This is a genomic window from Sphingomonas sp. JC676, from assembly GCF_014489075.1.
Classification (GTDB): domain Bacteria; phylum Pseudomonadota; class Alphaproteobacteria; order Sphingomonadales; family Sphingomonadaceae; genus Sphingomonas.
Map to the genome: position 1 here is coordinate 482048 of NZ_JACTGR010000001.1, position 26280 is coordinate 508327.

A 26280-nucleotide genomic window follows, 5' to 3' on the forward strand; every position below is an offset into this window, starting at 1 on the left:
CATCAGTGAGTTCGCGAATGCAACTTATCCACGGCTCGACCGCGTGGCGGGAGACGTCCGAGATGGGCCGTGTGGGTCGGATCCGCGCTCGCATCATCTAACACCGAATAACGCCATCTAGCTGGGCACGCGTCGGGCAGGGCACCATCTCCCAAAACCGAGGCCTGGCACCAGCCCGACCCCGCCAACTTCAACCGGAGAAAAGCCATGACCAGGTTCTCATCGCGTATGACTCGCCGCGCCATGCTCGCCAAATCGGCCGTTGGTGGTGGAGGCATCCTGCTCGCGACGTCCGGCGCGGCCGGCAGGGTCCTCGCCGCGGGCGGGGACGATATCCGTCCCTTCAAGTTCCACGCCTCGGACGCCGATCTCGACGATCTGCGCCGCCGCATCCTGGCGACGCGCTGGCCGGATCCGGAGACCGTCGGCGACACGACGCAGGGCCTGAAGCTCGCGACGATGAAGGCGGCCGCCAGCTACTGGGCGAACGAATACAAGTGGCGCACCTGCGAAGACTATATCAACAACCTGCCCAACTTCCTCACCGAGATCGATGGGGTCGACATCCACTTCATCCAGGTGAAGTCGAAGCACGCCAACGCGCTGCCGATCCTCATCACCCATGGCTGGCCGGGCTCGATCATCGAACAGCTCAAGATCATCGGTCCGCTGACCGATCCGACGGCGCATGGCGGCACGGCGGCGGACGCCTTCGACGTCGTGATCCCGTCGCTTCCCGGTTACGGCTTCTCGGGCAAGCCCCGGGAGCTCGGCTGGGATCCGATCCGCATCGCCAAGGCCTGGGCCGTGCTGATGCAGCGACTGGGCTATAAGCGCTATGTCGCGCAGGGCGGCGACTGGGGTAATGCGGTCACCGAACAGCTGGCACTGCTCGAGCCGGCGGGGCTGATCGGCATCCACACCAACATGCCCGCCACCGTGCCCGACGAGATTTCCAAGGCGCTGGCGGCAGGCGGCGCGGCGCCCGCGGGTCTCTCGGCCGATGAGAAGCACGCCTATGACCAGCTCGACTTCTTCTACAAGAACGGGCTGGGGTACGCGAACGAGATGGCCCACCGCCCGCAGACGCTCTACGCGCTGGCGGACTCGCCGATGGGCCTCGCCGCCTGGATGTTCGACCATGATGCGCGCAGCATGGAGCTGATCACCCGGGTGTTCGAGGGCGGCCAGGAGGGCCTCTCCAAGGAAGACCTGATCGACAATGTCGCGCTCTATTGGCTGACCAATACCGCGGTGTCCTCGGCCAGGCTCTACTGGGAAAGCAAACTGGCCTTCTTCGCGCCCAAGGGCATAAAGCTGCCGGTCGCGGTCACCGCCTATCCGGACGAGCTGTATCAGGCGCCGAAGAGCTGGACCGAACGCGCCTATCCCAAGCTCATCCACTACAACAAGCAGCCCAAGGGCGGGCATTTCGCGGCCTGGGAACAGCCTGCTTCGTTCACCAGCGAGATGCGCGCGTCGTTCAAGTCGCTTCGCTAACCGGACTGCGGCGGCGCGCATCCGGCATGCGCGCCGTTGCTGCCTAGTGCTTCGCGGTCCAGCGCGCGAAGACCTCGGGCCAGAGCCGTCCCGGCGCGACGAGGGGCAGGTGCATCGCGCCGAAGCCGTGGCCGCCGCTCTCGAGCAGATGCGCCTCCACCGGCACCTTGGCGCGGCGGCAGGCGTCGATCATCGCCAGGCTCTGCTGGATCGGCACGGTGCCGTCGTTCATCGCATGGACCAGGAAGATCGGCGGGGTTTCGGACGTGACGCGGTCGAGCGCATTGTAGCGCGCGGCGGTCGCGGGATCGGTCGAATCGCCCCACAGGCCGTTTTCCTTGCGCTCCTCGAAGCCCGCCGAGTTGAACGAGACCGCGGGATAGACGAGCCCGGCATACGTAGGACGGGCAGAGAGCGCATCGGCGGCATCGATCGGCGCGTAGACCTTGTCCGCATGCCCGACCGCCAGCATCGCACCCAGGTGACCGCCAGCGGAGAAGCCGACCAGGCCCAGTTTGGCAGCGTCGATCCCCCAGGTCGCGGCGCGGGCGCGGATCAGGCGCATTGCGCGCTGCGCGTCCTGCAGTGGCACGTCGGCGCGCATGGCCCAGCCTTCGCCGGGCAGGCGGTAGGCGAGGACGAATACGGTGATGCCGTGCGGCGTGAGCGTCCTGGCGACGTCCATCCCTTCATTCTCGATGGAGACGAATTGATATCCACCGCCGGGGATCGACAGCACCGCGCGGCCATCGGGCTTTTTCGGGCGATAGACCGCGACGACTGGCTCGGCGACGCCGCGCAGCCAGAGCTCGCGGCGATCGGCGGGGCCGTTCATCGTGTTGTCGGGCTTGGGGAGCGAGACCGGGGAGCCGGGCGGCAGGCCGGGCCAGAGCTTGAACTGCTCGCGCGCAGGCCAGACCGGGCCGGAGGCGCCGGACTTGTAGGGGCTGGGGCCGGGTGTGTTCTGTGCCCGGGCGGCGGAAGCGAGAGTCAGGGCGGCGGCTCCTCCGATAAGCGTGCGGCGAGTGATCGGCATGACTCTCTCCTTCTGTTTTGGGGAGCCTAGCCGATGTGCCGGCGGATTCTAGCCCGCGTGATCGACCATCGCCGCCGTGGCGAATTGCTGCACGATCCAGTCGATGAAGACGCGCACGCGCGGTGAGAGCTGGCGGTTGCGCGGGTAGAGGATCGACACTGGCCCAGGCGGGAGGGGATAGTCCGCCAGCACGCGTTCGAGGCGGCCCTCGGCCAGGCCCCGGGCGACATGGAAGACCGGCATCTGGGCGAGCCCGAGCCCCAGGCAGACCCCGTCCAGGAAGCTTTCGGTGCCGGTGACCGAAAGCGGCGCGGGCAAATCCATCCGCACCATCTGGTCACCCAGCCCGAACTCGAATGGAGCGAGGGCGCCGGTCGTGAGCGAGCGCAGACCGACGGCGTGATGGCCGGCAAGGTCGTCGAGCGTCCGGGGGCGTCCGAATCGGTCGAGATAGGCGGGCGCCGCGCAGGTAACCCGCTCGAGGGTGGTCACCGTGCGTGCGACCAGATCGCTGTCGGGCAACGCGCCGTAACGGAGCACGCAATCCACGCCCTCGCGGACGATATCGACCCAGCGGTCGCTCTCGCTCATCGCGATCTCGATCTCGGGATAAAGTTCGAGGAAGCGGGGCAGGCCGGGCAGCACGAAATGGCGGGCGATCGTCCCCTGAACCTCGATCCGGAGCATTCCGCGGGGGACCGCACCACTGAACGCGCCCTCGGCATCCTCGATATCGTCGAGGATCGCGAGGCAGCGACGATAATAGGCCTCGCCGTCGAGGGTGGGGCGGACGGTGCGGGTGGTGCGCTGGAGCAGGCGGACGCCGAGGCGTTGTTCGAGCTGCTGGATGACCTGGGTGGCGGTGGAGCGCGGCAGTTCGAGGTCGTGCGCGGCCTGGGTGAAGCTGCGACGGTCCACCACGCGGGTGAACAGGCGCATCGCATCGAACCGGTCCATTGGGTCTCCATTATTCTATAAATGCGAACAGTCATGCCGTGTTTAGGATGATTATCTTTGGCGCGCCAGGGCGCATCTAGTGCGTGTCGGCCCAATGCCGGGCGGCGCGAACAAGGAGATCCATCATGAACGGAGACACGAACAAGGTCGCGATCGTCACCGGTGCCGCCCGCGGTATCGGCGCTGCGATCGCCGAGCGGCTGGCCGGCGACGGCTTCACCGTCGTCGTCAACTATGCCGGCAGCGCCGCCGAGGCAGAGGCCGTGGTCGGCCGCATCGAGGCGAAGGGCGGCAAGGCAATCGCGGCGCAGGCCGATGTCAGCGACGCAGCGGCGGTCGCCCGCATGTTCGACGCGGCGCAGACGGCGTTCGGCGGCGTGGACGTGCTGGTCAACAATGCCGGCATCATGAAGCTGGCGACGATCGCCGAGAGCGACGATGCGCTGTTCGACAGCCAGATCGCGGTCAATCTGAAGGGCAGCTTCAACACGCTGCGCGAAGCGGCCAAGCGGCTGCGCGAAGGCGGGCGCATCATCAACCTGTCGTCGAGCGTGGTTGGTCTCTACCAGCCGGGCTATGCGGTCTATGCGGCGACCAAGGCGGGCGTCGAAGCGATGACGCATGTCATGGTCAAGGAACTGCGCGGTCGCAACATCACGGTCAACGCGATCGCTCCCGGACCCACCGCGACGGCTTTGTTCCTCGACGGCAAGCCGCAGAGCGTGATCGACACCCTGACCAAGCTCGCTCCGCTCGAGCGGCTGGGCCAGCCGGAAGACATCGCGTCCGCGGTTGCCTTCCTCGCCGGGCCCGACGGAGCCTGGATCAACGGCCAGGTCCTGCGCGCAAACGGCGGGATCATCTGATCATTCAACCCTCAATCCCCTCCCGGTTTCCGCCCTGAGGTGCGGACCAGTTTCGAAAGGAATTCACCATGTCCAAGAAGATCATCCTCATCACCGGCGCCTCCAGCGGCTTCGGCCGCATCACTGCCGAAGCCCTCGCGAGGGACGGGCACACCGTCTACGCCTCGATGCGCGACGTCGCCGGGCGCAATGCCGGGAACGCCGCCGAGATGGCGGAAATCGAAGACGTCGACCTTCGCCCGATCGAGCTCGACGTGCAGTCGGACGCTTCGGCCAATGAAGCGGTCGAGCAGATCATCGCCGAGAGCGGCCGCATCGATGTGGTGGTGCACAATGCCGGGCACATGATGTTCGGCCCGGCGGAGAGCTTCACGCCCGAGCAGTTCGCCCAGCAATACGACGTCAACGTGCTGGGCACGCAGCGGGTAAACCGCGCCGCGCTGCCGCACATGCGTGCTGCCAAGCAGGGGCTGCTCGTGTGGGTCTCGAGCAGCAGCTCGGCGGGTGGCACGCCGCCCTATCTCTCGCCCTATTTCGCGGCGAAGGCGGCGATGGATGCGCTGGCGGTGCAATATGCCCGCGAGCTGGCCCGCTGGGGGATCGAGACCTCGATCGTCGTGCCGGGCGCCTTCACCAAGGGCACCAATCACTTCGCCCATTCGGGTCGCCCCGCCGACGCGGCGCGCCTCGCCGAATATGAAGCGGGTCCCTATGCCGGGTTCGGCGAGCAGGTGCAGAAGGCGTTCGCTGAGATCGTGCCCGAGGATGCGGATGTCGCGGGTGTCGCCGACGCGATCGTCGAGATCGTCGACATGCCCTTCGGCAAGCGTCCGTTCCGCGTGCACTATGATCCGACGCAGGACGGCGCCGATGTCGGCTTCACCGTGCTCGACCGGCTGCGTGCCGAGATGCTGCACCGGGTGGGCCTGTCCGACCTGCTCAAGCCCGCCAAATTGGTCTGAGCCTTTGGCCAAAAAGAAAGGGCCCGCGCGATGCGCGGGCCCTTTACTGTTTCCGAAAGGAAGCGAAAGCTCAGGCGAAGAGCTTCGCCCAACCGCGCTTGGCGCGGTCCTTCCAATGGCCGCGATGATAGGCGTCGCTCGCGAGGAGCGGCATCACCGAGCCGGCCTCGGCGAACACCATCTGCTCGATGCCGGTGTTGACCTTGCCCCAGCTCGCAGCCTCCTGCAGCGTCGAGGACGAGCAGGCGCCGTCGCGGACATCGGCGACGGTGATCTGGACGGCGTACTTGTGCACTTCCACGTCCTCGTGGCCGAGGATCTCGGCGCAGACGACGGTGTCCTGGATGAAGTTCTTGGGCACGCCGCCGCCGATCATCAGCAGGCCGGTGGTGCCGGCCTGGATCTTGATCTCGGTGAGCTCGCGGAAGTCCGCGATGGCGTCGAGCACAAGGTACGGCTTGCCGGCCTTGGCGCGATCCACCTGGTGCTTGACCAGGCCGAAGCCGGCCGAGGAGTCGACGAACGCCGGGCAGAAGATCGGCACGTCATGCTCGTAGGCGAGCTTGACCAGGCTGTTGTCCTTCTTGCCATGCTCGACCAGATATTTGCCCATCTCGCGAATAAACGCGCGGCTCGAATAGGGCTTGGCCTCGAGCGTCTCGGCGATCTCGAAGACCGTATGGTCGACGTTCTGGAGCGCTTCCTCGTCGATATAGGTGTCGTAGATGCGGTCGATATAGAGCGAGCGCAGCGTGTCGTCGTCGGGGATCTCGAGCGCCTGATAGTGCTTGTGGCCGAGGCCCTCGAAGAAATCCATGTCGACGATGGTGGCGCCGGTGGCGACGATCACGTCGACCATGTTGTTGCGCACCAGCTCGGCATAGAGGTCCATGCAGCCGCCGGCCGAGGTCGAGCCCGCGATCACGAGGCAGACCGTGCAGTCCTTGTCGGCCAGCATGTCGTTGTAGATCTTGGTCGCGCGGCCGAGATCGCGGCTGGTGAAGCTCATATCGGCCATCGCATCGACGATCGGGCGCGCGTCGAAGCTCGTAATGTCGATATGCTTGACCTGCTTCGAGAGCAGCTCCGCCTTGCGGGTGTCGTTGATCGGCGCGTTGGCCGCGGCGGTCTTGGTCAGGGTGTCGGTCATGGGATTCCCCATCTTCACAGTGCCGCCGTCATTTGGGGACGCGGAAACCCGTAAGGAGGCGGATGCCGAAGCATCCGCCTTCCCAATTCGCTAGGACTGTGTCGTTACAGCTTTACGACGTTCGAGGGCAGCGCCCGTTCCTCGTCGGCGGCGACATAGAGCGAGGTCATCGGCTCGTCGTCGACGATCACCGTCTGGTCCGATCCGAAGCCGTTGAACGCGGTCCGCATCGCCGAGCCATAGGCGCCGAGCATGCCGATCTCGATATAATCGCCCGCCTGGATATCGGCGGGCAGCAGGAACGGGCCCGCCATATGGTCGAGATCGTCGCAGGTCGGCCCGTAGAAGCTGAACGGGATGTCGCGTGCGTTCGAATCCGGCTCGCGCAGGAGCTGGACCGGGAAGCGCCAGCCGATATGCGCCGCATCGAACAAAGCGCCATAGGCGCCGTCGTTGATGTAGAGCTCATCGCCGCGGCGCCGCTCGACGCGCACGATGATCGAGCTGTACTCGGCGCACAATGCACGGCCGGGCTCGCACCACAGCTCGGACGAATAGGAGACCGGCAGGCTCTCGAACGCGCGGTGGATCGTCGCGAAATAGCGCTCGAGCGGGGGCGGCTCCATGCCCGGATAGGACGAAGGAAACCCGCCGCCGACGTCGACCACGTCGACGGTGACGCCTGCCTCGACGATCGCGATGCGGACGCGCTCCATCGCGTTCGCATAGGCTTCGGGCGACATCGCCTGGCTGCCGACATGGAAGCAGATGCCCAGCGCATCGGCGACCTGGCGAGCAGCCATCAGCAGCGGCTTGGTCTCGCCCGGACCGGCGCCGAACTTCGACGCGAGGCTGAGCTTCGAGTGATCCGAGGACACGCGCAGCCGCACGCAGAGCGTCAGGTCGGTCGCGCCCTTGGTGGCGCGGACGATCTTGTCGAGCTCCTCGAGGCTGTCGAGGCTGAACACGCGCACGCCATGCTCGAAATACGCCTCGGTGATGGCCTCCTGGGCCTTTACCGGGTGCATGAAGCACAGGGTGGCTTCGGGCAGGGTGGACGCGACCAGCCGCACCTCGGCGATCGAGGCGACGTCGTAGTGCGTGATTCCGCTATCCCACAGAATCTGCAGGAGATCGGGAGAGGGATTCGCCTTTACCGCATACATCGAGCGGCCCGGAAACTTCTCTGCGAAGAATCGGGCGGCACGCGATGCGGCGTGCGGACGAACGAGCGTGACCGGTTGGACCGGACGAAGCTTGGCAATATCGACAACGCGGGCGTTGCCGTTGAGGGTGCCAGCTAACCCCAGCGCGCTATGATGCTTGTGCAACTCAAGGGACCTCCAAATGCCTTACGGCAAACATTGACGAAAGCTGCCTTGCGGTTGGAAGTCCCATGGGGCAGCGGAAGGCGGCACATAAGGACGATGGGGGGGTGTGTAAAGTGATTCGAGGGTCCGGAATTTTACGACGGGGCAGAATGTGACAATTGTGCGACAGCCAACGCGGGCAGGGGTGCGGGACGCCGCGGCGAAGATTGCCGCGATCCTTCCGCAAACACCTCTATTCACAGCGGAAATTCGTGGCGCTCCGGTGCACTTCAAGGCCGAGAGTCTGCAGCCGATCGGCGCGTTTAAAATTCGCGGCGCCTGGCACCGGCTCACCGCGTTGGACGATGCTGCGCGCGAAAAGGGCGTGGTGGCCTTCTCTTCGGGCAATCATGCGCAGGGAATCGCCTGGGCAGCGAAACGACTCGGTATCCCCGCGGTGATCGTGATGCCGTCCGACGCGCCCAGGGTGAAGATCGACGCGACGCTGGCGATGGGCGCCGAAGTGGTCCGCTACGACCGTGCGACCGAGAACCGCGAGAAGATCGCCGCGCATCTGGCGCATGCCCGCGGCGCTGCGCTGGTGCCGAGCTTCGACGATCCCTGGATCATCGAGGGGCAGGGCAGCGCGGGCATCGAGGCGATGACCCAGATGGTGGAGATGAAGCTGCCCGACCCGGCGCGCGTCGTGATCCCATGCGGCGGCGGCGGGCTGGCTGCGGGCATCACGCTGGCGCTGCCCGACAGCCAGATCATCGTGGTCGAGCCCGAGGGCTGGGATGATATGCGGCGCAGCCTGGAGGCGGGGTGGATCGAACCGGTCGGCGACAATCCGCCGCCGACGGCCTGCGACGCGCTGCAGACCAAGGAAGTCTCTCCGCTGACGTTCGATGTGCTGTCGCGGCGCGGTGCCATCGGCGTGGCGGTGAGCGAGACCGAGATCCGCGAGGCGCAGCGCTGGGCGGCGGCAAAGCTCAGGATCGTGCTGGAGCCGGGCGGGGCGGTGGCGCTGGCCGCGGTGCTCGCCGGCAAGGTCGATCTCGAGCCGGGGTTGCTGGTGATCCTTTCCGGGGGCAATGCCGATCCGGACGCCTATGCGGCGGTGCTGGCATCTAAGGACTAGGAATGGCGAATCGATTGGGTGCCGTGGCGGCAAATGCGCTCAGCTTCGTGCTGCGGCCGCTGGGCTACATCATCTTCGGCATCCTGATGGTGGTCTATCGCCGCGACCCGCGCGCGATCGCCTATTTCGTGTTCGCCGGGCTGGTGATTGCCGCGCTGATCTACGGCATCAACTGGCTGCTCTGATGGTCGATCCCAGGCTCAATCCTATCCTGCAGAGCATCGCCGTGCTGGCGATGTTCGCGCTCGTCTGGGGCGGCGTGGTGATCTGGCGGAAGGGCGACCGGCAGAAGGGCGTGCTGATGGTGATCGCCGCGGCGGTGCTGCTGGGGAATTTGCTGATCTGGACGCTTTAGCTGGCCCTTTTACCCACCGGTCACTCTGGCCTTGTGCAGGGGGCCACCCATCCGCGAGCAAGCTGCTAGAGCCTTGAGCTTCTCGCCATGTTGCGCAGTGGACCCCGGCACAAGGTCGGGGTGACGGTGGGGCTATGTCAGTTTTCACCGCAAGCGAACTCCTGGGTGCCAGGCCGCCGAAGGGCAAGGCAGCGTCATCCGAGAATATCTCCCGATCTGGACGACAAGCGCGCAATCGCTAGAAGGCCGCGATGCTTGACTCAGCCATCCCCGCGGAGCTCCGCTACGACACCCCCGATTATGAGATGCTCCGCGCCGGCCGCTACGTGCTGTGCGCGGTGACCGGCGAACGCATCGCGATCGAGGAGCTGAAATATTGGAGCGCCGAGCACCAAGAGGCCTATCGCGGCGCCGAGCAAGCGAGTGCAGCGATGCTGGCCCGCGGCGCGCGGAACCTCCCCAGGGTCTAGTCCGTCGTCCCGGCGAAAGCCGGGATCCAGGAGCTCCAAGCGGTGTCCTGGGTGATTCTGGACCCCGGCTTTCGCCGGGGTGCCGGCCAGCGATTTTCAACGGATCGGTGAGTTCGGATCCAGTCGCATGTCCAGATAATTGTCCACGCTGTTCATCAGCTGCGGCATCTCGTGCTCGAAGAAATGGTTCGCGCCCGGGATCGTGTCGTGATGGATGGTGATGTGCTTCTGGGTGCGCAGCTTGTCGACCAGCTTCTGCACCGCGCTGGGCGTCACGACTTCGTCCGCCTCGCCCTGGATGATGATGCCCGAGCTGGGGCACGGCGCCAGGAAGGTGAAATCGTACATGTTCGCCGGCGGGGCGACCGAGATGAAGCCGCGAATCTCGGGGCGGCGCATCAGCAGTTGCATGCCGATCCACGCGCCGAAGCTAACGCCCGCGATCCAGGTGGTCGAGGCTTCGGGATGGAAGCTCTGCACCCAGTCGAGCGCGCTGGCAGCGTCCGAAAGCTCGCCGACGCCATTGTCGAACACGCCCTGGCTCTTGCCGACGCCGCGGAAATTGAAGCGCAACGTCGCGAAGCCGCGGCGCTGGAAGGTCTTGTAGAGCTCCTGCACGATGCGGTTGTTCATCGTGCCCATCGCCTGGGGATGGGGATGGAGAATCATCGCAACCGGTGCGCGCGGTCGCGGAGCGGGGGCGAAACGGCCTTCGAGGCGGCCTTCGGGACCGGGGAAAATGACTTCGGGCAAGGCGTGTCCTGCTGAATTAGGAAGGCGCATGTGGAGCGCGGTAAGTTGGTCGCTATATAGGCAACGCGCTTTCTTTCGCAATTGGAACGGACTTGGCTGCACGCATCTATCTGGATCACGCCGCAACGACGCCGATGCTCGACGAAGCTTTGGCCGCCGTGGCGGAGGGCATGCGCCACTGGGCGAACCCCTCCTCGCCGCATGCCGAGGGACGCGCGGCGCGGGCGGCGCTGGAGAACGCGCGGGCGCGGATCGCGGCGGCCTATGGCTGGCCGCATGAGCTGGTGCTGACCAGCGGAGCGAGCGAATCGCTCCATATGGCGCTGACGCGATCGATGGCGGAGCGACGGCTGATCACCGCGGTAGAGCATGATTCGGTGCTGCGGCACGCCGAAGGTGCGGCGATGCTGCCGGTGGGCGCGGACGGGATTCTTGATCTCGACGCCCTGCGCGCGGCACTGGCCGCGGGTGGGCGGACGCTGGTCTGCGTGCAATGGGCGAACAGCGAGACCGGCGTGCGCCAGCCGATCGGGAGAATCGCGGAGATCGTCCACGCGGCCGGCGGCATCCTGCTGGTCGATGCGGCGCAGATGTCGGCTCGGGCCGACGATGCGGTGATCCGCCATGCCGATCTGGTCGCAGTGTCAGCGCACAAGCGGGGCGGGCCGCCGGGGATCGGCGCGCTGCTGGTGCGCGACTTCGGCGTGTTGCTGCCAATGGGCGGGCAGGAGAAGGGCTATCGGGCCGGGACCGAGAATCTGCCGGGCGCGCTCGGCTATGCCGCGGCGGTGGCGATTCCGGAGGACATAAGGCGGCTGTCGGAACTGCGGGCGCGGCTCGACAGGATGATTCGCGATGCGGGCGGCGAGGTGGTGGCGGAAGCCAGCGCCCGGACGCCGACGATCGGCGCCTATCGGATGCCTGGCGTCTCTTCGGCAGCGCAGCTCATCCGCTTCGACATGGCCGGGATCTCGGTGTCAGCGGGAAGTGCCTGCTCCTCAGGGAGCATGCGGCCGAGCCATGTGCTGATGGCGATGGGCTGGAGCGAGCCCGAATTGCGCGAGGTAGTGCGGGTGAGCTTCGGTCGGACGACGAGCGAGGCGGAGGTGGATGCCTTTGCCGATTTGTGGCGGACCATCGCCGCCGAAGCGCGGGCACGCGCGGCATGATCTATCTCGACTATCAGGCGACGACGCCGCTCGCGCCCGAAGCATTGCAGGCGATGCTGCCCGGGCTGGAGAGCCAGCATGCCAACCCACATTCGCCCCATGCGCCGGGGCGGGCCGCGAAGGCCGTGGTGGAGGCTGCACGCGAACAGATCGCGGCGCTGCTGCCGCATGGCGGGACCCTCTCCTTCACCAGCGGCGCGACCGAGGCGCTCAACTGGGCGATCAAGGGCTCGACCGGCGGAATCGTGACCTTCGCGACCGAGCACGCCGCGGTGCTCGACACGGTCGAGGCCGAGGCGCGCAAGGGGCGGCAGGTGACGGTGGTGCCGGTGGAGTCGGACGGGCTTCCCGATCTGGCGGCGGCTCGCGCGGCGATCGTGCCGGGTACCGGGCTGGTCGCGGCGATGCTGGTCAACAACGAAATCGGCGTGCTCCATCCGGTCGAGGAGATTGCGCGATTGGCGCGTGCGGCGGGGGCGCTGTTCCTGTGCGACGCGGTGCAGGGTTATGGCCGGGTGCGCATCCCCGAGGATTGCGACCTGATCGCGGTCTCGGCGCACAAGATCCACGGACCCAAGGGCGTGGGCGGGCTGTGGATCCGCGAGGGCGTGACGTTGGAACCCTTGATGCATGGCGGCGGGCAGGAGCCTGCCGGTCGATCGGGGACGCTTTCACCCGCACTCTGCGCCGGGTTCGGGGCGGCGGCTCTGCTCGCCAAGCAGCGTTTCGGCGCTGATCATGCGCATGTGCAGCAGCTCTTCCGCGCGGCGCTGGCGCATATGGGCGCGGACTGGACGCTCAACGGCTCGCTGGGCGAGCGCTATCACGGCAATATCAACATCCGCCGCGCTGGCCTCGACGTCGCGCGGCTGATCAGCGACTTGCGCGATATCGCCTTTTCCGCGGGATCGGCCTGTGCGAGCGGGTCGGGGCGGCCCAGCCACGTGCTGCGCGCGATCGGGCTGAGCGATGCCGAGGCGAAGTCGAGCATCCGGCTGGGCTTCGGCCGCTACACGACCGAAGAGGAATTGATGACCGCGCTGACACGCATCACCGCTGCCGCGCGCGCGCAGAAGGTGGCTGCGTGATACGAGTCCGTTTCGTCAGTGCCGATGGTAGCGAAACCCGCGAAGTCGCAGCGCCCGAAGGCCATCGGCTGCTTGAGGTCGCGCAGAATGACGGCCAGCCGCTGGAGGGGACGTGCGAGGGGCAGATGGCCTGCTCGACCTGTCATGTGATCGTCGCGGCCGAGGATTTCGCGCGATTGCCCAAGGCGAGCGAGGAAGAAGAGGATATGCTCGACCTCGCGATCGGCGCCTCGCGGACCAGCCGGCTCGCTTGTCAGATATTGCTTACGCCGGAGCTGGATGGGCTGACCGTGCGGATGCCGCCGCAGCACCGCGACATGCAGGGGCGCTGAGCCTTTGAGTAGGGCCGTGAGTCCAAATCGCACGCGCCTTCAAATCGGCGGCATTGCCATGGAACCAGACACCACCCGTAACGATTGCGCCTGACGCAGGGAGTCCTGCAAAAGGAGAGTCTGAATGAAGATGATCGCGCTTCTCGCGGCGGCGGCGGCCGCTGCCCTCGCCATTCCCGCATCCGCCGCGCCCGTGGCTGCACAAGAATCACATCGGACGGTGACGCGCAGCACCACCACTGTCGCGCATGGCCAGCGGCACCATCACGGCCGGAAATCCTATTGGCGCAAGGTGTGCACCAACAAATGGCGAAACCATCACCGCGTCCGCGTCTGCCGCAAGGTTCGCGCCTGGCGTTAAGCCGAGCGTGAGGGAGCGCCCCCGACCCGGGCGCTCCCGACCCTTGCTTCGTCGAACAGCTTCCCCCATATGCGCCGCGGGAGTCGGGCGGACGATGCCGTCGCCAACCCGGTCAGGTCCGGAAGGAAGCAGCCGCAACGATTTCGTATCGGGTCGTTCCGGCTCCCACCTCATCTTATCCGATTTGTCGGATGTGTTGGCCACCGGCTTCGACAAACGCCGCGCCGCCACCTAGATAGGTGGCAATGTCCGATTCCCTTCTTGGCCTCGACGAACCGCCCCAGCCCCGGCAGGAGGCGTATCGCGTCCTTGCACGCAAATACCGGCCGCAGACCTTTTCCGAGCTGATCGGGCAGGATGCGATGGTCACCACGCTGGGCAACGCGATCAAGCGCGACCGGCTGGCGCACGCTTTCCTGCTGACCGGCGTGCGGGGCGTGGGCAAGACCTCCACTGCGCGGCTGATCGCCAAGGCATTGAACTGCATCGGGCCGGACGGGCTGGGCGGGCCGACGATCGATCCCTGCGGCATCTGCGAGCCGTGCCGGGCGATCGCCGAGGGGCGGCATATCGACGTGATCGAGATGGACGCCGCCAGCCATACCGGCATCGACGACATCCGCGAGATCATCGAGGCGTCGCGCTATTCGGCGGTCTCCGCGCGCTACAAGATCTACATCATTGACGAAGTCCATATGCTGTCCAAGGCCGCGTTCAACGGTCTGCTGAAGACGCTCGAGGAGCCGCCGGCGCATGTGAAGTTCCTGTTCGCCACGACAGAGGTGAACAAGGTGCCGGTGACGGTGCTGTCGCGCTGTCAGCGCTTCGACCTGCGGCGGATATCGGCAGAAGCGCTGACCGCGCATTTCGCGATGGTCTCCGAGAAGGAAGGCGTCGAGGCCGAGCCCGAGGCGCTGGCGATGATCGCACGTGCGGCGGAGGGATCGGCGCGCGACGGGCTTTCGATCCTCGACCAGGCGATCGCGCATGCGGGGCTGGAGGGCGAGGGGGTCAAGGCCGACGCGGTGCGGGCTATGCTCGGGCTTTCGGACCGCGGCGCGATCCGGGCGCTGTTCGGGCTGCTGCTCGAAGGCGACGCACCGGGCGCGCTCGCTTCGCTGCGCGGGCAATATGATCTGGGCGTCGATCCGCAGGCGGTGCTCCGCACGCTGCTGGAGACCGTCCACGGCGTGACGCTTACCAAGCTCGGCACCGCTGCGGTGGCCGGGCAATCGGCTGAGGAAGTGAAGGCGCTGGAGAATTGGGCGGCGGGGCTGTCCTTCGCGGCGCTGCACCGGCTGTGGCAGTTGCTGCTGCGCGGCCATGACGAGGTGGCGCGGGCGGTGCTGCCGATCGAGGCATGCGAGATGGCGCTGCTGCGGGTGATCCACGCCTCGCACCTTCCCGATCCGGGCGAGCTGGCGCGGCAGATCGCGAACGGCACGATCTCGGCGCCCACCCCTGCCGTTACGGCTTCGCAGGCGGCAATGCCGGCGACGATGGCCGAGCTGGCCGATCATCTGAAGGCGGCAAAGCGCCTTCAACTCGCCACGCAGGTGGGAGACTATCTGCGGCCGGTGCGTTTCGAGGGGACGGAGATCGAGTTCGGTGCGGCCAGGCCGCTGCCACATGATTTCATCAAGGACTTGGGCGCCGCACTCAAGGATATCACCGGCGTCAATTGGCGGCTAAGGGTCTCCGAAGGCGCCACGGCGCCCACGCTGCGCGAGCAGCAGGCGGCGAACGAGGCGGTCGAGCGCGAAGCGGTGCTCCGCTCGCCGGTGGTCGCCGCCGCGATGGAAGCCTTTCCCGATGCCGAGCTGATCGGCTGGACCAAGACACGGAGTAATCAGGCATGAAGAGCCTCGAAGACATCATGGCCATGGCGCAGAACGTCCAGGAGGAGCTGACCAAGGCCCAGGCCAATCTCGACACGATCGAGGTCGAGGGCGCCTCGGGCGGCGGGCTGGTGACGGTCAAGGCTTCCGCCAAGGGCCGGATCATCGGCCTGCACATCGACGATTCGCTGATGAACCCGAGCGAGAAGGGCATGCTCGAGGACCTGCTCGCTGCCGCGTTCAACGACGCGCGCGCCAAGGCGGACGCGGCCTCGCAGGAAGCGATGAGCAAGATGACCAGCGGTCTTCCGCTGCCGCCGGGCTTCAAGCTGCCCTTCTGATCTGGATCAAGGCCGGCGGAACCATCGTTGGCGCTCCTCTGTTGGCAATCGCACACAGAGGAGGACTTGTTATGGCCGATCGCATAACCGAGCGTACTGACGGCGTGACTGCCGAGCGCGTGACCGAAACCGGTGGCGGGACCACCGTGATCGAACGGCGCGGCAGCGGCGCGGGTATTCTGATCGGATTGGCGATCCTGATCCTCGCGATCGTTGGCGCCGTCTATCTCTACAATCAGAACGCCCGCGAGAATCAGAAGACCGATGCGGTGCAGCAGGCGGCCGGGAAGGTCGGTGATGCCGCCAAGGACGTGGGCGACGCCGCCAAGGAAGCAACCAAGCCCTAACGCAGGCAGCTATCCAGCCCGTCGCCCGCGACAACATTGATCCGTGCCGTGATCCTGTTGCCGTAGCGGCGGGTATAGCCCCTGGGGTCGATCGCGGCGCGCTTCTTGGGAAGCGGTAGGACTGCGGCGATCTGGGCCGCTTCTCGCGCCGAGAGCTGCGAGGCGTCGTGCCGGAAATAGCGCATCGACCCCGCGTTGACGCCGTACGTTCCGATACCGGTTTCGGCGACGTTCAGATACACTTCCATGATCCGGCGCTTGCCCCAGATATTTTCGATCAGGACCGTGAAATAGGCCTCCAGCGCTTTGCGGACATAGCCACCGCCCTGCCAGAGGAAGACGTTCTTCGCGGTCTGCTGGCTGATCGTGGAGCCGCCGCGGATGCGGCCGCCCTTCTGGTTGCGGGCATAGGCCTGCTCGATCGCCTTCAGGTCGAAGCCGTGATGCAGGCAGAAGCGCGAATCCTCAGCGGCGATCGCGGCGCGGGCCATGCTGGGATCGATGCGGCTGAGCGGCATCCATTGCCGCGCGGCGCCGTGTCCGCCGACCATGTCGCCGATCATCGTGAAGGTGATCGGCGGGGCGATGAAGCGCAGGATCGCGACCCACAGCACCGACAGCAGCAGGAAGCCGCCAACAACCTTCAACAGCAGGACGAGCAGGCGGCGCCACAGCGGCTTGGCCGAGCGGGATTTCACGGGTTCGGGCTCCGGCGCGATGGGTGCTGCCACGGGCTCGGGCGGGGGTACGCTTGCGTCACTATCGGGATCGGTCACTTGAATGGGATGCTCAACTCAGGGCGGTGCCATCGTCGGGACAGAAGCGCGTACCCGCAGGATGGGATCGGCCGCAAGTGGGGCATGTGATCGCAGGTTCGTGCTCGACGGGGGCTGCCGGCTTGGCCATCGTATCGCGGACCGACCGTTCGAGCGCGGCATCGCGGCCGCTATTGGTGAGCCATGCCATCACGCCAGCCGCTACCAAGGTGAGCACGGCGAGATAGAAGCCGAAATGCCATTCGATATGGATCAGCGATGCCGCGGTGCGATCCACGCCGTCGCTGAAGGGGTCGAAGCCGGTGGCGCGGCGGCCTCGCTTGGCGGCCTCGGCGAGAATTGTGGTCTTGCTATAGCGCATCGTGCGGAGCCAGATCAGCGCCACCCCGGCGGAGCTCGCCGCGGTCAGGAAAAGCGCGCTAGCTTTGCTCGAGGAGCGGAGCGACACGATCAGCCCCACAACGATCGCGACGAGCGCGAGGATCAGCCATGGGTTCATCACCGCGTTGCTGGATGCGGTCGCGATACGCTCGCTCGATACCTCGGCCGTGTAGCGGCCAAAGGCTAGGCCGAAGCCGGTGGCGGAGATCAGCTTGGTGCCCGAACAGGACACCGTCATCCAGGGAAGGATAAACGCCAGGAGCGCGACGATCTTGGGAACCTTGATCCACTTCCACATGGCAGCCCCCTTCCAACCGACGCGGCGGCAAGGCTATGCCCCGCCGCCCCGCAAGTCCAGTTGGGCCTCAGGCGTGTGCGAGAAGCCGCTTGTCGCCGGCCAGGCGCATCATCGCCTTTTGCAGCTTCTCGAAGGCGCGGACCTCAATCTGGCGGACGCGCTCGCGCGATACGCCATAGACCTGGCTCAGTTCCTCGAGCGTCTTGGGATCGTCGGTCAGGCGACGCTCGGTGAGGATGTGCTTCTCACGCTCGTTGAGGTCGTCCATGGCCTCGGTGAGCATCGAGTGGCGCACGTCCGCTTCCTGGGCCTCGGCGACCGCCTCGTCCTGGAGCGGGCCTTCGTCGGCTAGCCAATCCTGCCACTGGCTCTCGCCATCCTCGCGCATCGGCACGTTGAGCGAGGTATCCCCGCCCATCGCCATGCGGCGGTTCATCGAGGTGACCTCTTCCTCGGTCACGCCCAAATCGGTGGCGATCTTGGTGAGATGTTCGGGGCTGAGATCACCATCCTCGAACGCGTCGAGCTTGGCCTTCATCCGGCGCAGGTTGAAGAACAGCTTCTTTTGCGCGGCGGTGGTGCCCATCTTCACGAGGCTCCACGAGCGCAGGATGAATTCCTGGATCGAGGCGCGGATCCACCACATCGCATAGGTGGCGAGGCGGAAGCCCCGATCGGGCTCGAACTTCTTCACGCCCTGCATCAGGCCGATATTTCCCTCGGAGATCAGCTCGCTGACCGGCAGGCCATAGCCGCGATAGCCCATCGCGATCTTGGCAACGAGGCGCAGGTGCGAGGTCACGAGCTGCGCCGCAGCCTCGGTATCGCCATGCTCCTGGAAGCGCTTGGCGAGCATATATTCCTGCTCGGGCGCCAGGATGGGGAATTTCTTGATCTCTGCGAGATAGCGGTTGAGGCTCGCCTCACCGCCAAGTGCGGGGATCGTCGCCGGGACGTTTGTGCCGCTAGCCATGATCCAATCTCCCTTCAACACAGACGCAATGCCACAGAGGCGATGCGCCGAAAATCATACGAAAAGCTTAGTGAGCAATTCCTGCATGTCAGTCGGCATTTGGCTGTCAAACGCCAAAGCGTGGCTTTTCACGGGGTGGATGAACCCCAGATGAGCCGCATGCAAGGCTTGGCGATGGAAATTCAAGGTTGCCAAAAGTGCGCGATGCGATCGTGAACTGCCATAGACCGGATCTCCGAGCAATGCGTGCCCGATCGAAGCCATATGGACGCGAACCTGATGTGTCCGTCCGGTTTCGAGTTTACATTCGAGAAGCGCTGCATCGCGAAGTTCGCGAAGTTTGCGCCAATGCGTGATCGCGTGCTTGCCGCCATTGCCCTTAACTATCGCAATCTTCTTGCGATTCTGGGGCGAGCGGGCGAGTGGTGCATCCACTGTCCCCGCCGAAGTTAGCACGCGGCCCGATACGATCGCGTGGTAGCGCCGATCGATCGAGTGCGCCTTGAACTGCGCGGCGAGGCCGATATGCGCGCGATCGGTCTTGGCGGCCACAAGCAAGCCCGACGTATCCTTGTCGATCCGGTGGACGATGCCGGGGCGGGCGACGCCGCCGATGCCCGACAAACTTCCGTGACAATGATGGAGCAACGCGTTGACCAAGGTTCCGTCGAGATTACCCGCCGCCGGATGGACTACCAGGCCCGCCGGCTTGTCGATCACGATCAGATGCTCGTCCTCGAACACCACGTCGAGCGCGATGTCCTGCGCCTCGTTGTGCGCGGGCTCTGGCTCGGGCACCGCGACGCTGAACAGCGCGCCACCCTGGGCCTTGCGCGCGGGATCGCGGGCGAGGCCGTCGGGGCCCGTCACCTGGCCGGACGAGATCAGTGCCTTCAGCCGCTCCCGCGAGAGCGTCGGCACCGCGTCCGCCAGCGCGCGGTCGAGGCGCCAGCCATTGGCCGCCTCTGCGATGCGCGCTTCGATGATGGAAACCCCCTGATTCATGTTTTAACATAAATGGGTATGCGGATAGCCATTTCAAGATCTGTACTGATCGGTATTCGACGGTTTTCCGCCGATGCGGCGCCCAAAGAGGCGTGCGGACTGCTGTTTGGCGAGGGGGACGCGATCACCGGGTTTCAAGCGACTGAAAATGTTGCGGAAACGCCGGAAATCCGGTTCGAGATCGACCCGCGCGCGCTGTTCGCGGCGCTGAAGGCCGAGCGGGCGGGCGGGCCGAAAATCGCAGGATATTGGCACTCGCATCCAAGCGGCGACGCGACGCCGTCCGCGACCGACGCCACGATGGCCGCGCCGGACGGGAAGCTGTGGGTGATCGTGACGGGAGAGGCGGTGACGGCGTGGAAAGCGGGTGAGACCGGCGCACATGGACGATTCCGGGAGATCGAACTCACTGCGGAGGTGTGAAGGGAACGTTCCGGCCCCGCAACACGTTGGCATTCCATCTGATCTTGGAGGGAATGCCATGTTGTGGACCATCGTCGTCATCCTGCTTGTGCTGTGGCTGCTCGGTTTCTCGCTCCATATCGGCGCGGGGTTGATCCACATTCTGCTGGTGGTCGCGCTCGTCGTAGGGCTGATCCAGCTTTTCAGTGGGCGCCGCGTAGTATAGCGGCTCGTTTCCCCTGCATTAGGCGTAGCTTGCAGCATCGGCGTGGCTACGCCTAAGAAGCCTGCGGGGAAGCTGGAGCCATATCCTTGAACATCAGCCCGACAGAATTCGCGAGCCTTCTCTGTTCAAGGCTCTGTCACGACCTGTTGAGCCCGGTGGGTGCGCTCAATAACGGGCTTGAACTGCTCGCCGACGAGCATGATCCCGAGATGCGCGCGCGCTGCCTGGAACTGTTGAGCGAGAGCGCCAAGGCTTCGGCCAACAAGCTGAAGTTCTTCCGTCTGGCGTTCGGCGCGGCCGGAGGATTTGGCGAGACCGTCGACACGCGCGAGGCGCAGGCCGCGATCGAGGGGCTGTTCGGCGACAATCACCGGGTGAAGATCGGCTGGATGGTCGAGGATCCGGTGCTCCCCAAACAGGCGATCAAGGTGCTGCTCAACCTGGCGCTGATCGGCGGCGACGCGCTAATCCGCGGCGGCCAGCTCGATATCGGCGCCGAGATCCACGAGGGCCAGATCGAGATTGTCGTGCGCGCAGATGGGCCGCGCATCGTGCTCGATCCCGAGCTTCGCAGCGCGCTTGCCGGCGGCAAGGACGAACTGCCGATCACGCCGCGCGCGGCGGCGGCCTACCTGGCGCATGCGCTGGTGACTCAGGGCGGCGGCGAGCTGCAGGTGAGCCCGCCCGATTCCGAAGTGCTGCTGTTTGGGGCGCAGTTCAAGGTCGGGTGAGCGCCGCGCGCCGGATCGCGAGAACTGTTTTGGTTGAATAGCGCCGCTTTGTTCGTCCATCCTTCGGTTTCGATCGAATGGAGACCAAAGAATGCGGCGTATCTTCCCGGTTGCAGTGGTTGCGCTGATGGCGCTTTCGCCGCGCGCGAAGCTCGATCTGATCTTCCAGCCGGGCCTCACCAGCAAGGACGAGGTTTCCGAGATTTCGGGCCGCGGCGTGGGCATGGACGTGGTCCGCGCCTCGATCGAGCAGATCGGCGGCCGCGTCGAGCTCGACAATGCGCCCGGCAAGGGGCTGCGCATCGCGATCCATGTGCCGCTGACCCTGTCGATCATTTCGGCGATCGTCGTGGGATCGGGCAAGCAACGCTTCGCGATCCCGCGCCAGTCGATCGAGGAAATCGTGACCGAGCGCGGCGAGGCGATCCGCATCGACGTGCTCGGCGGAACCCAGGTTGCGACGGTGCGCGAGCGGCGGATGCCGCTGCTCGCCCTGGCGAACCTGCTGGGGATCGAGCGCGGCCCGCGCTCCGACCAGCATGGCGGCAGCCAGATGCTGGTGATCGTCGGCGTGAGCGAGGGCAGCTACGCCCTCGCCGTCGATACCGTGCTCGACAATGAGGAGCTGGTGATCAAGCCGGCGTCTCCGGCGGTGATGACCACCGGCCTTTATGCCGGCCAGACGCTGCCCGATTCCGGCCTCCCCATGCTACTGCTCGATTGCGCCGGCATGGCGAGCGTGGCCGGGCTCAACTTTAACCGCGACGCGGGCCAGGGCTTCGACGAGGCCGAAGAGGCCGCCGAGGCCCCGGGCGTGCCGGCTTTGCTGTTCAACGACCTAGACGGGATGCGCCGCGCCGTGCCGCTAGCCGCGGTCGACCGGGTCGAGCAGGTGAGCGGCGAGCAGGTGCGCTTTGCCGCGGGCCGTTTCCGGCTCGCGATCGACGGTCGCATCCTGCCGCTGGCGGCGCAGGGCGAGATCGAGGGGCGGCACAGGCTCAACGTGCTGCGCCTGAAGGACGACATGGCCGAAGTCAGCTACGCGATCGACGAGGCGCTCGACATCATCATCCTGCCGCGTGACATTTCCCCGGCGCGCGAGGCGGGTCCGGTGGCGGGCGTGATGCTGATCGATGGCGAGCAGGTCGAACTGCTCGACGTGCTCTGGGTGTTCGATGAGCATGCCGATCGCGAAGTCGAGGACGATGCGCCGCTCTGCCTGATCTCCGGGGACCAGGATGGATGGATGGCTTCGTTCGTGCGGCCGCTGCTCGAATCGGCAGGATATCGCGTGACCGCGCATCTCGCTGCCGGCGAGACGGCCGCGGTGGTGCTCTCTTCCGAGGACGCCCCGACGCCGGCCGATGCCAGCGCGCCGGTGGTGCGCCTGCGCCGCCGCCGCGCGGCCAAGGCGGGCGACGACAGCATTTATCGCTATGACCGCGCGGGGCTCCTTTCCGCGCTCGAGGCCCGGGTGGCCGGAAAGGCTGGCCGTTAAGTGGCGCATCTCTACCTCATCGCGCAGATCGCAGGACGCGCCGTGGCGATCGATTCGGACCAGGTCGAATCGGTGGTCGATATCGGCGAGGTGACGGCGGTGCCGCGCGCATCCGCGCATGTCCGCGGACTGGCGGCGCTGCGCAGCCGCGTGGTGACGGTGGTCGATACGCAATCGGCACTGGGGCTCGACACGGGCAGCAATGCCAAGCGCGCGGTGATCACGCGCGTCGAGGGACATCACTACGCGCTGCTGGTCGATTCGCTCGACGACGTCGCGCCGTTCGACCTGCTGCCGCTCGCCGGCGGCGTGGCGCTCGATTCGGCATGGCGAAGCGCGGGGCGGGGAATTGTCGAGCGCGAAGGCGAACCGATCCTGGCAATCGACCTTGCGTCGCTAGTTCCCAGCTCGACCGCTCTACAATGATTTTGTCAGATTAACGCGACGCTTACGCCTTTGAGGCACAACGGCAGCTCAATGACACCTGCCAACGGGGAACAGGGCACAATGAAGACTTGTCTCGTCGTCGACGACTCGAAGGTGATCCGGAAGGTCGCCCGACATATTCTCGAGACGCTCGATTTCGAAGTGCGCGAGGCCGGCGACGGTCGCGAGGCACTCGATTCCTGCCTTGCGACTCCGCCCGATGTGATCCTGCTCGACTGGAACATGCCCGTGATGAGCGGCATGGACTTCCTGCGCGCGCTGAAGGATTCGGGACTGCCGATCCGCCCCAAGGTGGTGTTCTGCACCACCGAGAACGGCATGGCCTATATCCGCGCCGCGATCGAAGCCGGCGCCGACGAATATGTCATGAAGCCGTTCGACCGCGAGACGCTGGAAAGCAAGCTGCAGATCGTCGGCGTGGCCTGACGGCCGCGCCGTGGAGATAGAAGGGTGCTGAACCCCCATCCTTTAGCGGGCGCGGCCTATGGCGGCGCAGCCGCCGGCCCGGCGCAGGTGCTGATCGTCGACGATTCGGTCGTCGCACGCTCGGTGCTCGGGCGGATGGTGGAAGGCACCAAGCGCTTCCGCGTCGCGGCGGCGCTGAGCGATGTCCGCGCCGCGCTCGATTATCTCAAGACCAACAGCGTCGACATCATCCTGCTCGACATCCAGATGCCCGGCATCGACGGGCTGACCGCGCTCCCGGACGTGGTCGCGGCGGGCAAGGGCGCCAAGGTGCTGATCGTGTCCTCCAGCGCCGACGAAGGCGCGGCGGTGACCATCCAGGCGCTGGCGCTCGGCGCGGCGGACACGCTGGTGAAGCCCGGCATCGGCGCATTCGGCGGGCGCTTCGCCGAAGTGCTGGAGGAGCGGCTGGCCAAGCTGTTCGACGCGCCGCACGATCATGTGCCGCACGTCACCCGCGCGATCCCGGCCTCGACCGCGCCCGACGAATTCGATCTGGTCGCGATCGGCGCCTCGACCGGCGGCATCCACGCGCTGAGCCAGCTGCTCCGCGCGATCCCAGCGAGCTTCCAGGTGCCGATCCTGGTGACGCAGCACCTGCCGGCTTCCTTCATGGGCTATTTCGCAACCCAGCTCGCGGTGCTCGGCGGCCGGCCGTGCGAGGTCGCGGTCAATCACATGCGGATCCGACCGGGCCGGATCATCGTCGCGCCGGGCGACGCGCATATGCGCGTCGTCCGCATGTCCGAAGGCGCCTCTATCCGCCTGACCGACGAGAAATCGCTGAGCGGCTGCATGCCCTCGGTCGATCCGATGTTCGAGACGGTGGCGGACGTTTATGGCAGCCGCGCGCTCGGCGTGGTGCTGAGCGGCATGGGGCGCGACGGCTGCGAGGGCGCAAGGCATTTGGCCGACGTCGGCGCGCGCGTGCTGGTGCAGGATCGCGAGAGCTCGGTGGTGTGGGGCATGCCCGGCGCGGTGGCGAATGCCGGCCGTGCGAGCGCGGTGCTGCCGCCCGCCGAGATCGGCCGGCTGATTGGTCGCGGAAGGGCGGGGGCATGATGCACGTTCCCGGCCAGATGGTGCCCGGCGCCTCGAGCACGATGACGATGATCGCCGCGCTGCTGGAACAGCGGACGGGGCAGCAGATCGCGGCCAATCGCGCCTGGCGCATCGAGACGGCGCTGAAGCCGGTGCTGCGCGAACGCGGTCTCGCCACGCTCGACGAACTGGTGGCGCAGCTGATTGCGGCGCGGACGGGGGAGCTCGCCGACAAGGTGGTCGATGCGCTCCTCAACCAGGAAACCAGCTTCTTCCGCGACGTGGCGGTGCTCGACATGATCGCCGACGCCGCGCGCGCGCTATACGCCGAGGCGCCCGGTCGGCGGCTGCGGGTCTGGTCCGCCGGATGCTCGACGGGGCAGGAGCCGCTGTCGCTGGCGATGCTCTTCTCCGAACAGATCGAGGCGCTGGGCGGCCATATGCCCGAGATCATCGCGACCGACATCTCGCCCGCGGCGCTGACCCGCGCGCGCAGCGGCCGCTTCTCGCAATTCGAGATCCAGCGTGGACTGCCGGTGCGGCGGATGATGACCTGGTTCGACACCGTCGGCGGCGACTGGGTGGCCAAGCAGGAGCTGGTCCGCAAGGTGCAGTTCCGCCAACACAATCTGACCGCCGATCCGGCGCCTCCCGGACGCTTCGACATCATCCTGTGCCGCAACGTGATGCTCTATTTCTCGCTGCCGCTCCGCCGCCAGGTGTTCGACACGCTGGCATCGGCGATCCGCCCGGGCGGGCTGCTGGCGCTGGGCGCGGGCGAGACCGTGATCGGCCAGACCGAGCATTTTGCGCCAAGCGAGGAATATCGCGGTTTCTACAAGGCGATGGGGAGCTGCGCGCAGGGATCCTTCGCCGCTACAGGCTGAACCGCTTGCGGGGCGAGCCCGACGCGCCCTAACTAGCGGCGATGTCCAGCGGTCTCGCCATCACGCAAGCGCCCTCGCCGAATTTCGACGCGCGGGCGCTGCCGATCACGATGATCGTGCTCCACTATACGGGCATGGAGAGCGCCGAGGCGGCGATCGCGCGGCTGCGCGATCCGGAGGCCAAGGTCTCGGCCCATTATGTCGTCGACGAGGATGGCAGCATCCTGCAGCTCGTCGACGAGGACAAGCGCGCCTGGCACGCGGGCCGTTCGCACTGGCGCGGGATCACCGACGTCAACTCGGCTTCGATCGGGATCGAGATCGTCAATCCGGGACACGAGTTCGGCTATCACAACTTCACCGATGCGCAGATGGGCGCGCTGATCCCGCTCGTCGCCGACATCAAGGCGCGTCACGCCATCACCCGCGGCAATGTCGTAGGGCATTCGGACGTGGCGCCCGCGCGCAAGCAGGATCCCGGCGAGCTGTTCAACTGGCACGCGCTGGCCCGGCTGCGGCTTGCGTTGCCGCGGCCGACCCGCAACCTGGTCGATCCCGGCTGGCCCGATGCGGGGTTCATGCTGGCGCTCGAACGCTTCGGCTATAATGTCGAGGATGGCGAGGCGGCGGTGACCGCGTTCCAGCGGCGCTTTCGCCCCGAGCTGATCGACGGCGAGGTCGACGGCGAATGCCGCTGCATCCTGCTGGCGCTGTTGCTGCCCAAGCCGCAGGGCGAGGACTGAACGCGTCCGAAACGGTTTCCGCGCCATTCAACACGCTTCTTCACCCACTCGCAGGTAAAGGAGGGGTATAGGATGAGGCGGAGGTTTGTACCGTGAACGCCAATGGAATCCGCCCCTCGATGATGCCGATCGGCCCGGTGCGCGTGCGCCTGCTGGGCGTGGTGAAGGGCGATTCCGAAGGGCGCGAGACTGCTTCGGTCAACGCGCCCAACGCTGCGGAAGCGGTCGCCGCGCTCAACCGCGTCGCGCAGGTCAGCGGTGCCGAGGGCGTGATCAACGTCGCATCCGACTATCGCCGCGCCGCGATCGCCGCGGGGCCGCTGCAGTCGCTGTGGCGGATCGAGGTCCAGGCCTGGGGCATGGCCGTCGCCACCGTGGAGGAAGACGCGGCGCCCGAGGCCGAGGAGCGCGAAGGCGATTGACCGCTTGCA

Annotated in this window: 33 protein-coding genes and 1 other RNA gene; 25 read left to right on the forward strand and 9 right to left on the reverse strand. The window is 66.3% G+C overall.

What is annotated here, in order from left to right:
* The first annotated feature begins 207 nt into the window (after positions 1 to 207).
* Positions 208 to 1500 carry an epoxide hydrolase family protein gene (locus tag IAG41_RS02265; RefSeq protein WP_187726946.1) on the forward strand — a complete coding sequence of 431 codons (1293 nt, stop codon included), beginning with the start codon at positions 208 to 210 and terminating at the stop codon, positions 1498 to 1500.
* A 43-nt stretch (positions 1501 to 1543) separates the two neighbouring features.
* Here the strand turns inward: IAG41_RS02265 and IAG41_RS02270 are convergent, their stop codons facing one another.
* The gene (locus tag IAG41_RS02270) at positions 1544 to 2536 is read right to left on the reverse strand and encodes an alpha/beta hydrolase (protein ID WP_187726947.1); all 993 of its coding nucleotides are present in this window, start codon (positions 2534 to 2536) and stop codon (positions 1544 to 1546) included.
* A gap of 48 nt (positions 2537 to 2584) precedes the next feature.
* A complete protein-coding gene (locus IAG41_RS02275; RefSeq protein ID WP_187726948.1) occupies positions 2585 to 3493 on the reverse strand; it encodes a LysR family transcriptional regulator in 909 nt (302 codons plus the stop codon).
* Between the two features lie 125 nt (positions 3494 to 3618).
* Here IAG41_RS02275 and IAG41_RS02280 point away from each other — a divergent pair, with 125 nt between their 5' ends.
* The gene (locus IAG41_RS02280; RefSeq protein WP_187726949.1) at positions 3619 to 4359 is read left to right on the forward strand and encodes an SDR family oxidoreductase; all 741 of its coding nucleotides are present in this window, start codon (positions 3619 to 3621) and stop codon (positions 4357 to 4359) included.
* 68 nt (positions 4360 to 4427) lie between these two features.
* Positions 4428 to 5321, forward strand: coding sequence for an SDR family oxidoreductase (locus IAG41_RS02285; protein ID WP_187726950.1), 894 nt, complete (start codon positions 4428 to 4430; stop codon positions 5319 to 5321).
* Positions 5322 to 5391: 70 nt separating this feature from the next.
* On the opposite strand, the gene IAG41_RS02290 is transcribed toward IAG41_RS02285, so the two are convergent.
* Together IAG41_RS02290 and IAG41_RS02295 are read right to left on the reverse strand one after the other, a co-directional pair.
* On the reverse strand, positions 5392 to 6471 hold the full coding sequence (locus tag IAG41_RS02290; protein WP_187726951.1) for a 1,9-bis(guanidino)-5-aza-nonane synthase: 1080 nt from the start codon (positions 6469 to 6471) through the stop codon (positions 5392 to 5394).
* 104 nt (positions 6472 to 6575) lie between these two features.
* On the reverse strand, positions 6576 to 7802 hold the full coding sequence (locus IAG41_RS02295; protein WP_187726952.1) for a type III PLP-dependent enzyme: 1227 nt from the start codon (positions 7800 to 7802) through the stop codon (positions 6576 to 6578).
* Between the two features lie 151 nt (positions 7803 to 7953).
* Here IAG41_RS02295 and IAG41_RS02300 point away from each other — a divergent pair, with 151 nt between their 5' ends.
* From IAG41_RS02300 to IAG41_RS02315, 4 genes are all read left to right on the forward strand, one after another.
* Positions 7954 to 8922: a threonine/serine dehydratase gene (locus IAG41_RS02300; RefSeq protein ID WP_187726953.1), complete on the forward strand. Its 969-nt coding sequence runs from the start codon at positions 7954 to 7956 to the stop codon at positions 8920 to 8922.
* 2 nt (positions 8923 to 8924) lie between these two features.
* Entirely contained in the window at positions 8925 to 9107 is a 183-nt protein-coding gene (locus tag IAG41_RS02305; RefSeq protein WP_187726954.1) for a hypothetical protein, read from the forward strand.
* The gene (locus IAG41_RS02310; protein WP_187726955.1) at positions 9107 to 9277 is read left to right on the forward strand and encodes a hypothetical protein; all 171 of its coding nucleotides are present in this window, start codon (positions 9107 to 9109) and stop codon (positions 9275 to 9277) included. The genes IAG41_RS02305 and IAG41_RS02310 overlap by 1 nt, the downstream gene beginning before the upstream one ends.
* A 251-nt stretch (positions 9278 to 9528) precedes the next feature.
* On the forward strand, positions 9529 to 9747 hold the full coding sequence (locus IAG41_RS02315) for a DUF2093 domain-containing protein (protein WP_187726956.1): 219 nt from the start codon (positions 9529 to 9531) through the stop codon (positions 9745 to 9747).
* Between the two features lie 96 nt (positions 9748 to 9843).
* On the opposite strand, the gene IAG41_RS02320 is transcribed toward IAG41_RS02315, so the two are convergent.
* The gene (locus IAG41_RS02320) at positions 9844 to 10500 is read right to left on the reverse strand and encodes an alpha/beta hydrolase (RefSeq protein ID WP_187726957.1); all 657 of its coding nucleotides are present in this window, start codon (positions 10498 to 10500) and stop codon (positions 9844 to 9846) included.
* 92 nt (positions 10501 to 10592) lie between these two features.
* Between IAG41_RS02320 and IAG41_RS02325 the strand changes: the two genes are divergently transcribed.
* The 8 genes from IAG41_RS02325 (at position 10593) to IAG41_RS02360 (ending at position 15976) form a co-directional block, all read left to right on the forward strand.
* Positions 10593 to 11669 (forward strand): cysteine desulfurase family protein, encoded by a 1077-nt coding sequence (locus tag IAG41_RS02325; protein ID WP_187726958.1) that lies wholly within the window; start codon positions 10593 to 10595, stop codon positions 11667 to 11669.
* On the forward strand, positions 11666 to 12757 hold the full coding sequence (locus tag IAG41_RS23080) for a cysteine desulfurase family protein (protein WP_187726959.1): 1092 nt from the start codon (positions 11666 to 11668) through the stop codon (positions 12755 to 12757). The genes IAG41_RS02325 and IAG41_RS23080 overlap by 4 nt, the downstream gene beginning before the upstream one ends.
* Positions 12754 to 13089, forward strand: a complete 336-nt coding sequence (locus tag IAG41_RS02335) for a 2Fe-2S iron-sulfur cluster-binding protein (protein WP_187726960.1) — start codon at positions 12754 to 12756, stop codon at positions 13087 to 13089. Before IAG41_RS23080 ends, IAG41_RS02335 begins: the two co-directional genes overlap by 4 nt.
* Before the next feature lie 124 nt (positions 13090 to 13213).
* Positions 13214 to 13450 carry a hypothetical protein gene (locus IAG41_RS02340; RefSeq protein ID WP_187726961.1) on the forward strand — a complete coding sequence of 79 codons (237 nt, stop codon included), beginning with the start codon at positions 13214 to 13216 and terminating at the stop codon, positions 13448 to 13450.
* Positions 13451 to 13525: 75 nt separating this feature from the next.
* Positions 13526 to 13623, forward strand: an RNA gene (gene ffs / locus IAG41_RS02345) — signal recognition particle sRNA small type.
* Positions 13624 to 13695: 72 nt separating this feature from the next.
* Positions 13696 to 15309 carry a DNA polymerase III subunit gamma/tau gene (locus tag IAG41_RS02350; RefSeq protein ID WP_187726962.1) on the forward strand — a complete coding sequence of 538 codons (1614 nt, stop codon included), beginning with the start codon at positions 13696 to 13698 and terminating at the stop codon, positions 15307 to 15309.
* On the forward strand, positions 15306 to 15629 hold the full coding sequence (locus IAG41_RS02355; protein ID WP_187726963.1) for a YbaB/EbfC family nucleoid-associated protein: 324 nt from the start codon (positions 15306 to 15308) through the stop codon (positions 15627 to 15629). Before IAG41_RS02350 ends, IAG41_RS02355 begins: the two co-directional genes overlap by 4 nt.
* A gap of 71 nt (positions 15630 to 15700) precedes the next feature.
* Positions 15701 to 15976 (forward strand): hypothetical protein, encoded by a 276-nt coding sequence (locus IAG41_RS02360; protein WP_187726964.1) that lies wholly within the window; start codon positions 15701 to 15703, stop codon positions 15974 to 15976.
* On the opposite strand, the gene mtgA is transcribed toward IAG41_RS02360, so the two are convergent.
* The 4 genes from mtgA to IAG41_RS02380 form a co-directional block, all read right to left on the reverse strand.
* Positions 15973 to 16674 carry a monofunctional biosynthetic peptidoglycan transglycosylase gene (gene mtgA / locus IAG41_RS02365; RefSeq protein WP_187726965.1) on the reverse strand — a complete coding sequence of 234 codons (702 nt, stop codon included), beginning with the start codon at positions 16672 to 16674 and terminating at the stop codon, positions 15973 to 15975. The two genes, IAG41_RS02360 and mtgA, sit on opposite strands and share 4 nt — an antisense overlap.
* 91 nt (positions 16675 to 16765) lie before the next feature.
* Entirely contained in the window at positions 16766 to 17431 is a 666-nt protein-coding gene (locus IAG41_RS02370; RefSeq protein ID WP_187726966.1) for a zinc ribbon domain-containing protein, read from the reverse strand.
* Between the two features lie 67 nt (positions 17432 to 17498).
* Positions 17499 to 18404, reverse strand: coding sequence for an RNA polymerase sigma factor RpoH (gene rpoH / locus IAG41_RS02375; RefSeq protein ID WP_187726967.1), 906 nt, complete (start codon positions 18402 to 18404; stop codon positions 17499 to 17501).
* A 54-nt stretch (positions 18405 to 18458) separates the two neighbouring features.
* On the reverse strand, positions 18459 to 19409 hold the full coding sequence (locus IAG41_RS02380) for an RluA family pseudouridine synthase (RefSeq protein ID WP_187726968.1): 951 nt from the start codon (positions 19407 to 19409) through the stop codon (positions 18459 to 18461).
* A gap of 18 nt (positions 19410 to 19427) precedes the next feature.
* Between IAG41_RS02380 and IAG41_RS02385 the strand changes: the two genes are divergently transcribed.
* The 10 genes from IAG41_RS02385 (at position 19428) to IAG41_RS02430 (ending at position 26271) form a co-directional block, all read left to right on the forward strand.
* Positions 19428 to 19832 (forward strand): Mov34/MPN/PAD-1 family protein, encoded by a 405-nt coding sequence (locus IAG41_RS02385; RefSeq protein WP_187726969.1) that lies wholly within the window; start codon positions 19428 to 19430, stop codon positions 19830 to 19832.
* 58 nt (positions 19833 to 19890) lie between these two features.
* Positions 19891 to 20037 (forward strand): lmo0937 family membrane protein, encoded by a 147-nt coding sequence (locus tag IAG41_RS02390; protein WP_187726970.1) that lies wholly within the window; start codon positions 19891 to 19893, stop codon positions 20035 to 20037.
* Positions 20038 to 20123: 86 nt separating this feature from the next.
* On the forward strand, positions 20124 to 20768 hold the full coding sequence (locus IAG41_RS02395) for a histidine phosphotransferase family protein (RefSeq protein WP_187726971.1): 645 nt from the start codon (positions 20124 to 20126) through the stop codon (positions 20766 to 20768).
* A gap of 91 nt (positions 20769 to 20859) precedes the next feature.
* Positions 20860 to 22266: a chemotaxis protein CheW gene (locus IAG41_RS02400; protein ID WP_187726972.1), complete on the forward strand. Its 1407-nt coding sequence runs from the start codon at positions 20860 to 20862 to the stop codon at positions 22264 to 22266.
* A complete protein-coding gene (locus IAG41_RS02405; protein ID WP_187726973.1) occupies positions 22267 to 22692 on the forward strand; it encodes a chemotaxis protein CheW in 426 nt (141 codons plus the stop codon).
* Between the two features lie 81 nt (positions 22693 to 22773).
* Positions 22774 to 23139, forward strand: a complete 366-nt coding sequence (locus IAG41_RS02410; protein WP_187726974.1) for a response regulator — start codon at positions 22774 to 22776, stop codon at positions 23137 to 23139.
* A gap of 135 nt (positions 23140 to 23274) precedes the next feature.
* Positions 23275 to 24240 carry a chemotaxis protein CheB gene (locus tag IAG41_RS02415; RefSeq protein ID WP_410468070.1) on the forward strand — a complete coding sequence of 322 codons (966 nt, stop codon included), beginning with the start codon at positions 23275 to 23277 and terminating at the stop codon, positions 24238 to 24240.
* Positions 24240 to 25106 (forward strand): CheR family methyltransferase, encoded by an 867-nt coding sequence (locus IAG41_RS02420; protein WP_262408493.1) that lies wholly within the window; start codon positions 24240 to 24242, stop codon positions 25104 to 25106. Before IAG41_RS02415 ends, IAG41_RS02420 begins: the two co-directional genes overlap by 1 nt.
* Before the next feature lie 41 nt (positions 25107 to 25147).
* Positions 25148 to 25849 carry an N-acetylmuramoyl-L-alanine amidase gene (locus tag IAG41_RS02425; RefSeq protein WP_187726975.1) on the forward strand — a complete coding sequence of 234 codons (702 nt, stop codon included), beginning with the start codon at positions 25148 to 25150 and terminating at the stop codon, positions 25847 to 25849.
* A gap of 92 nt (positions 25850 to 25941) precedes the next feature.
* Positions 25942 to 26271, forward strand: a complete 330-nt coding sequence (locus tag IAG41_RS02430; RefSeq protein ID WP_187726976.1) for a hypothetical protein — start codon at positions 25942 to 25944, stop codon at positions 26269 to 26271.
* Positions 26272 to 26280 lie beyond the last annotated feature (9 nt).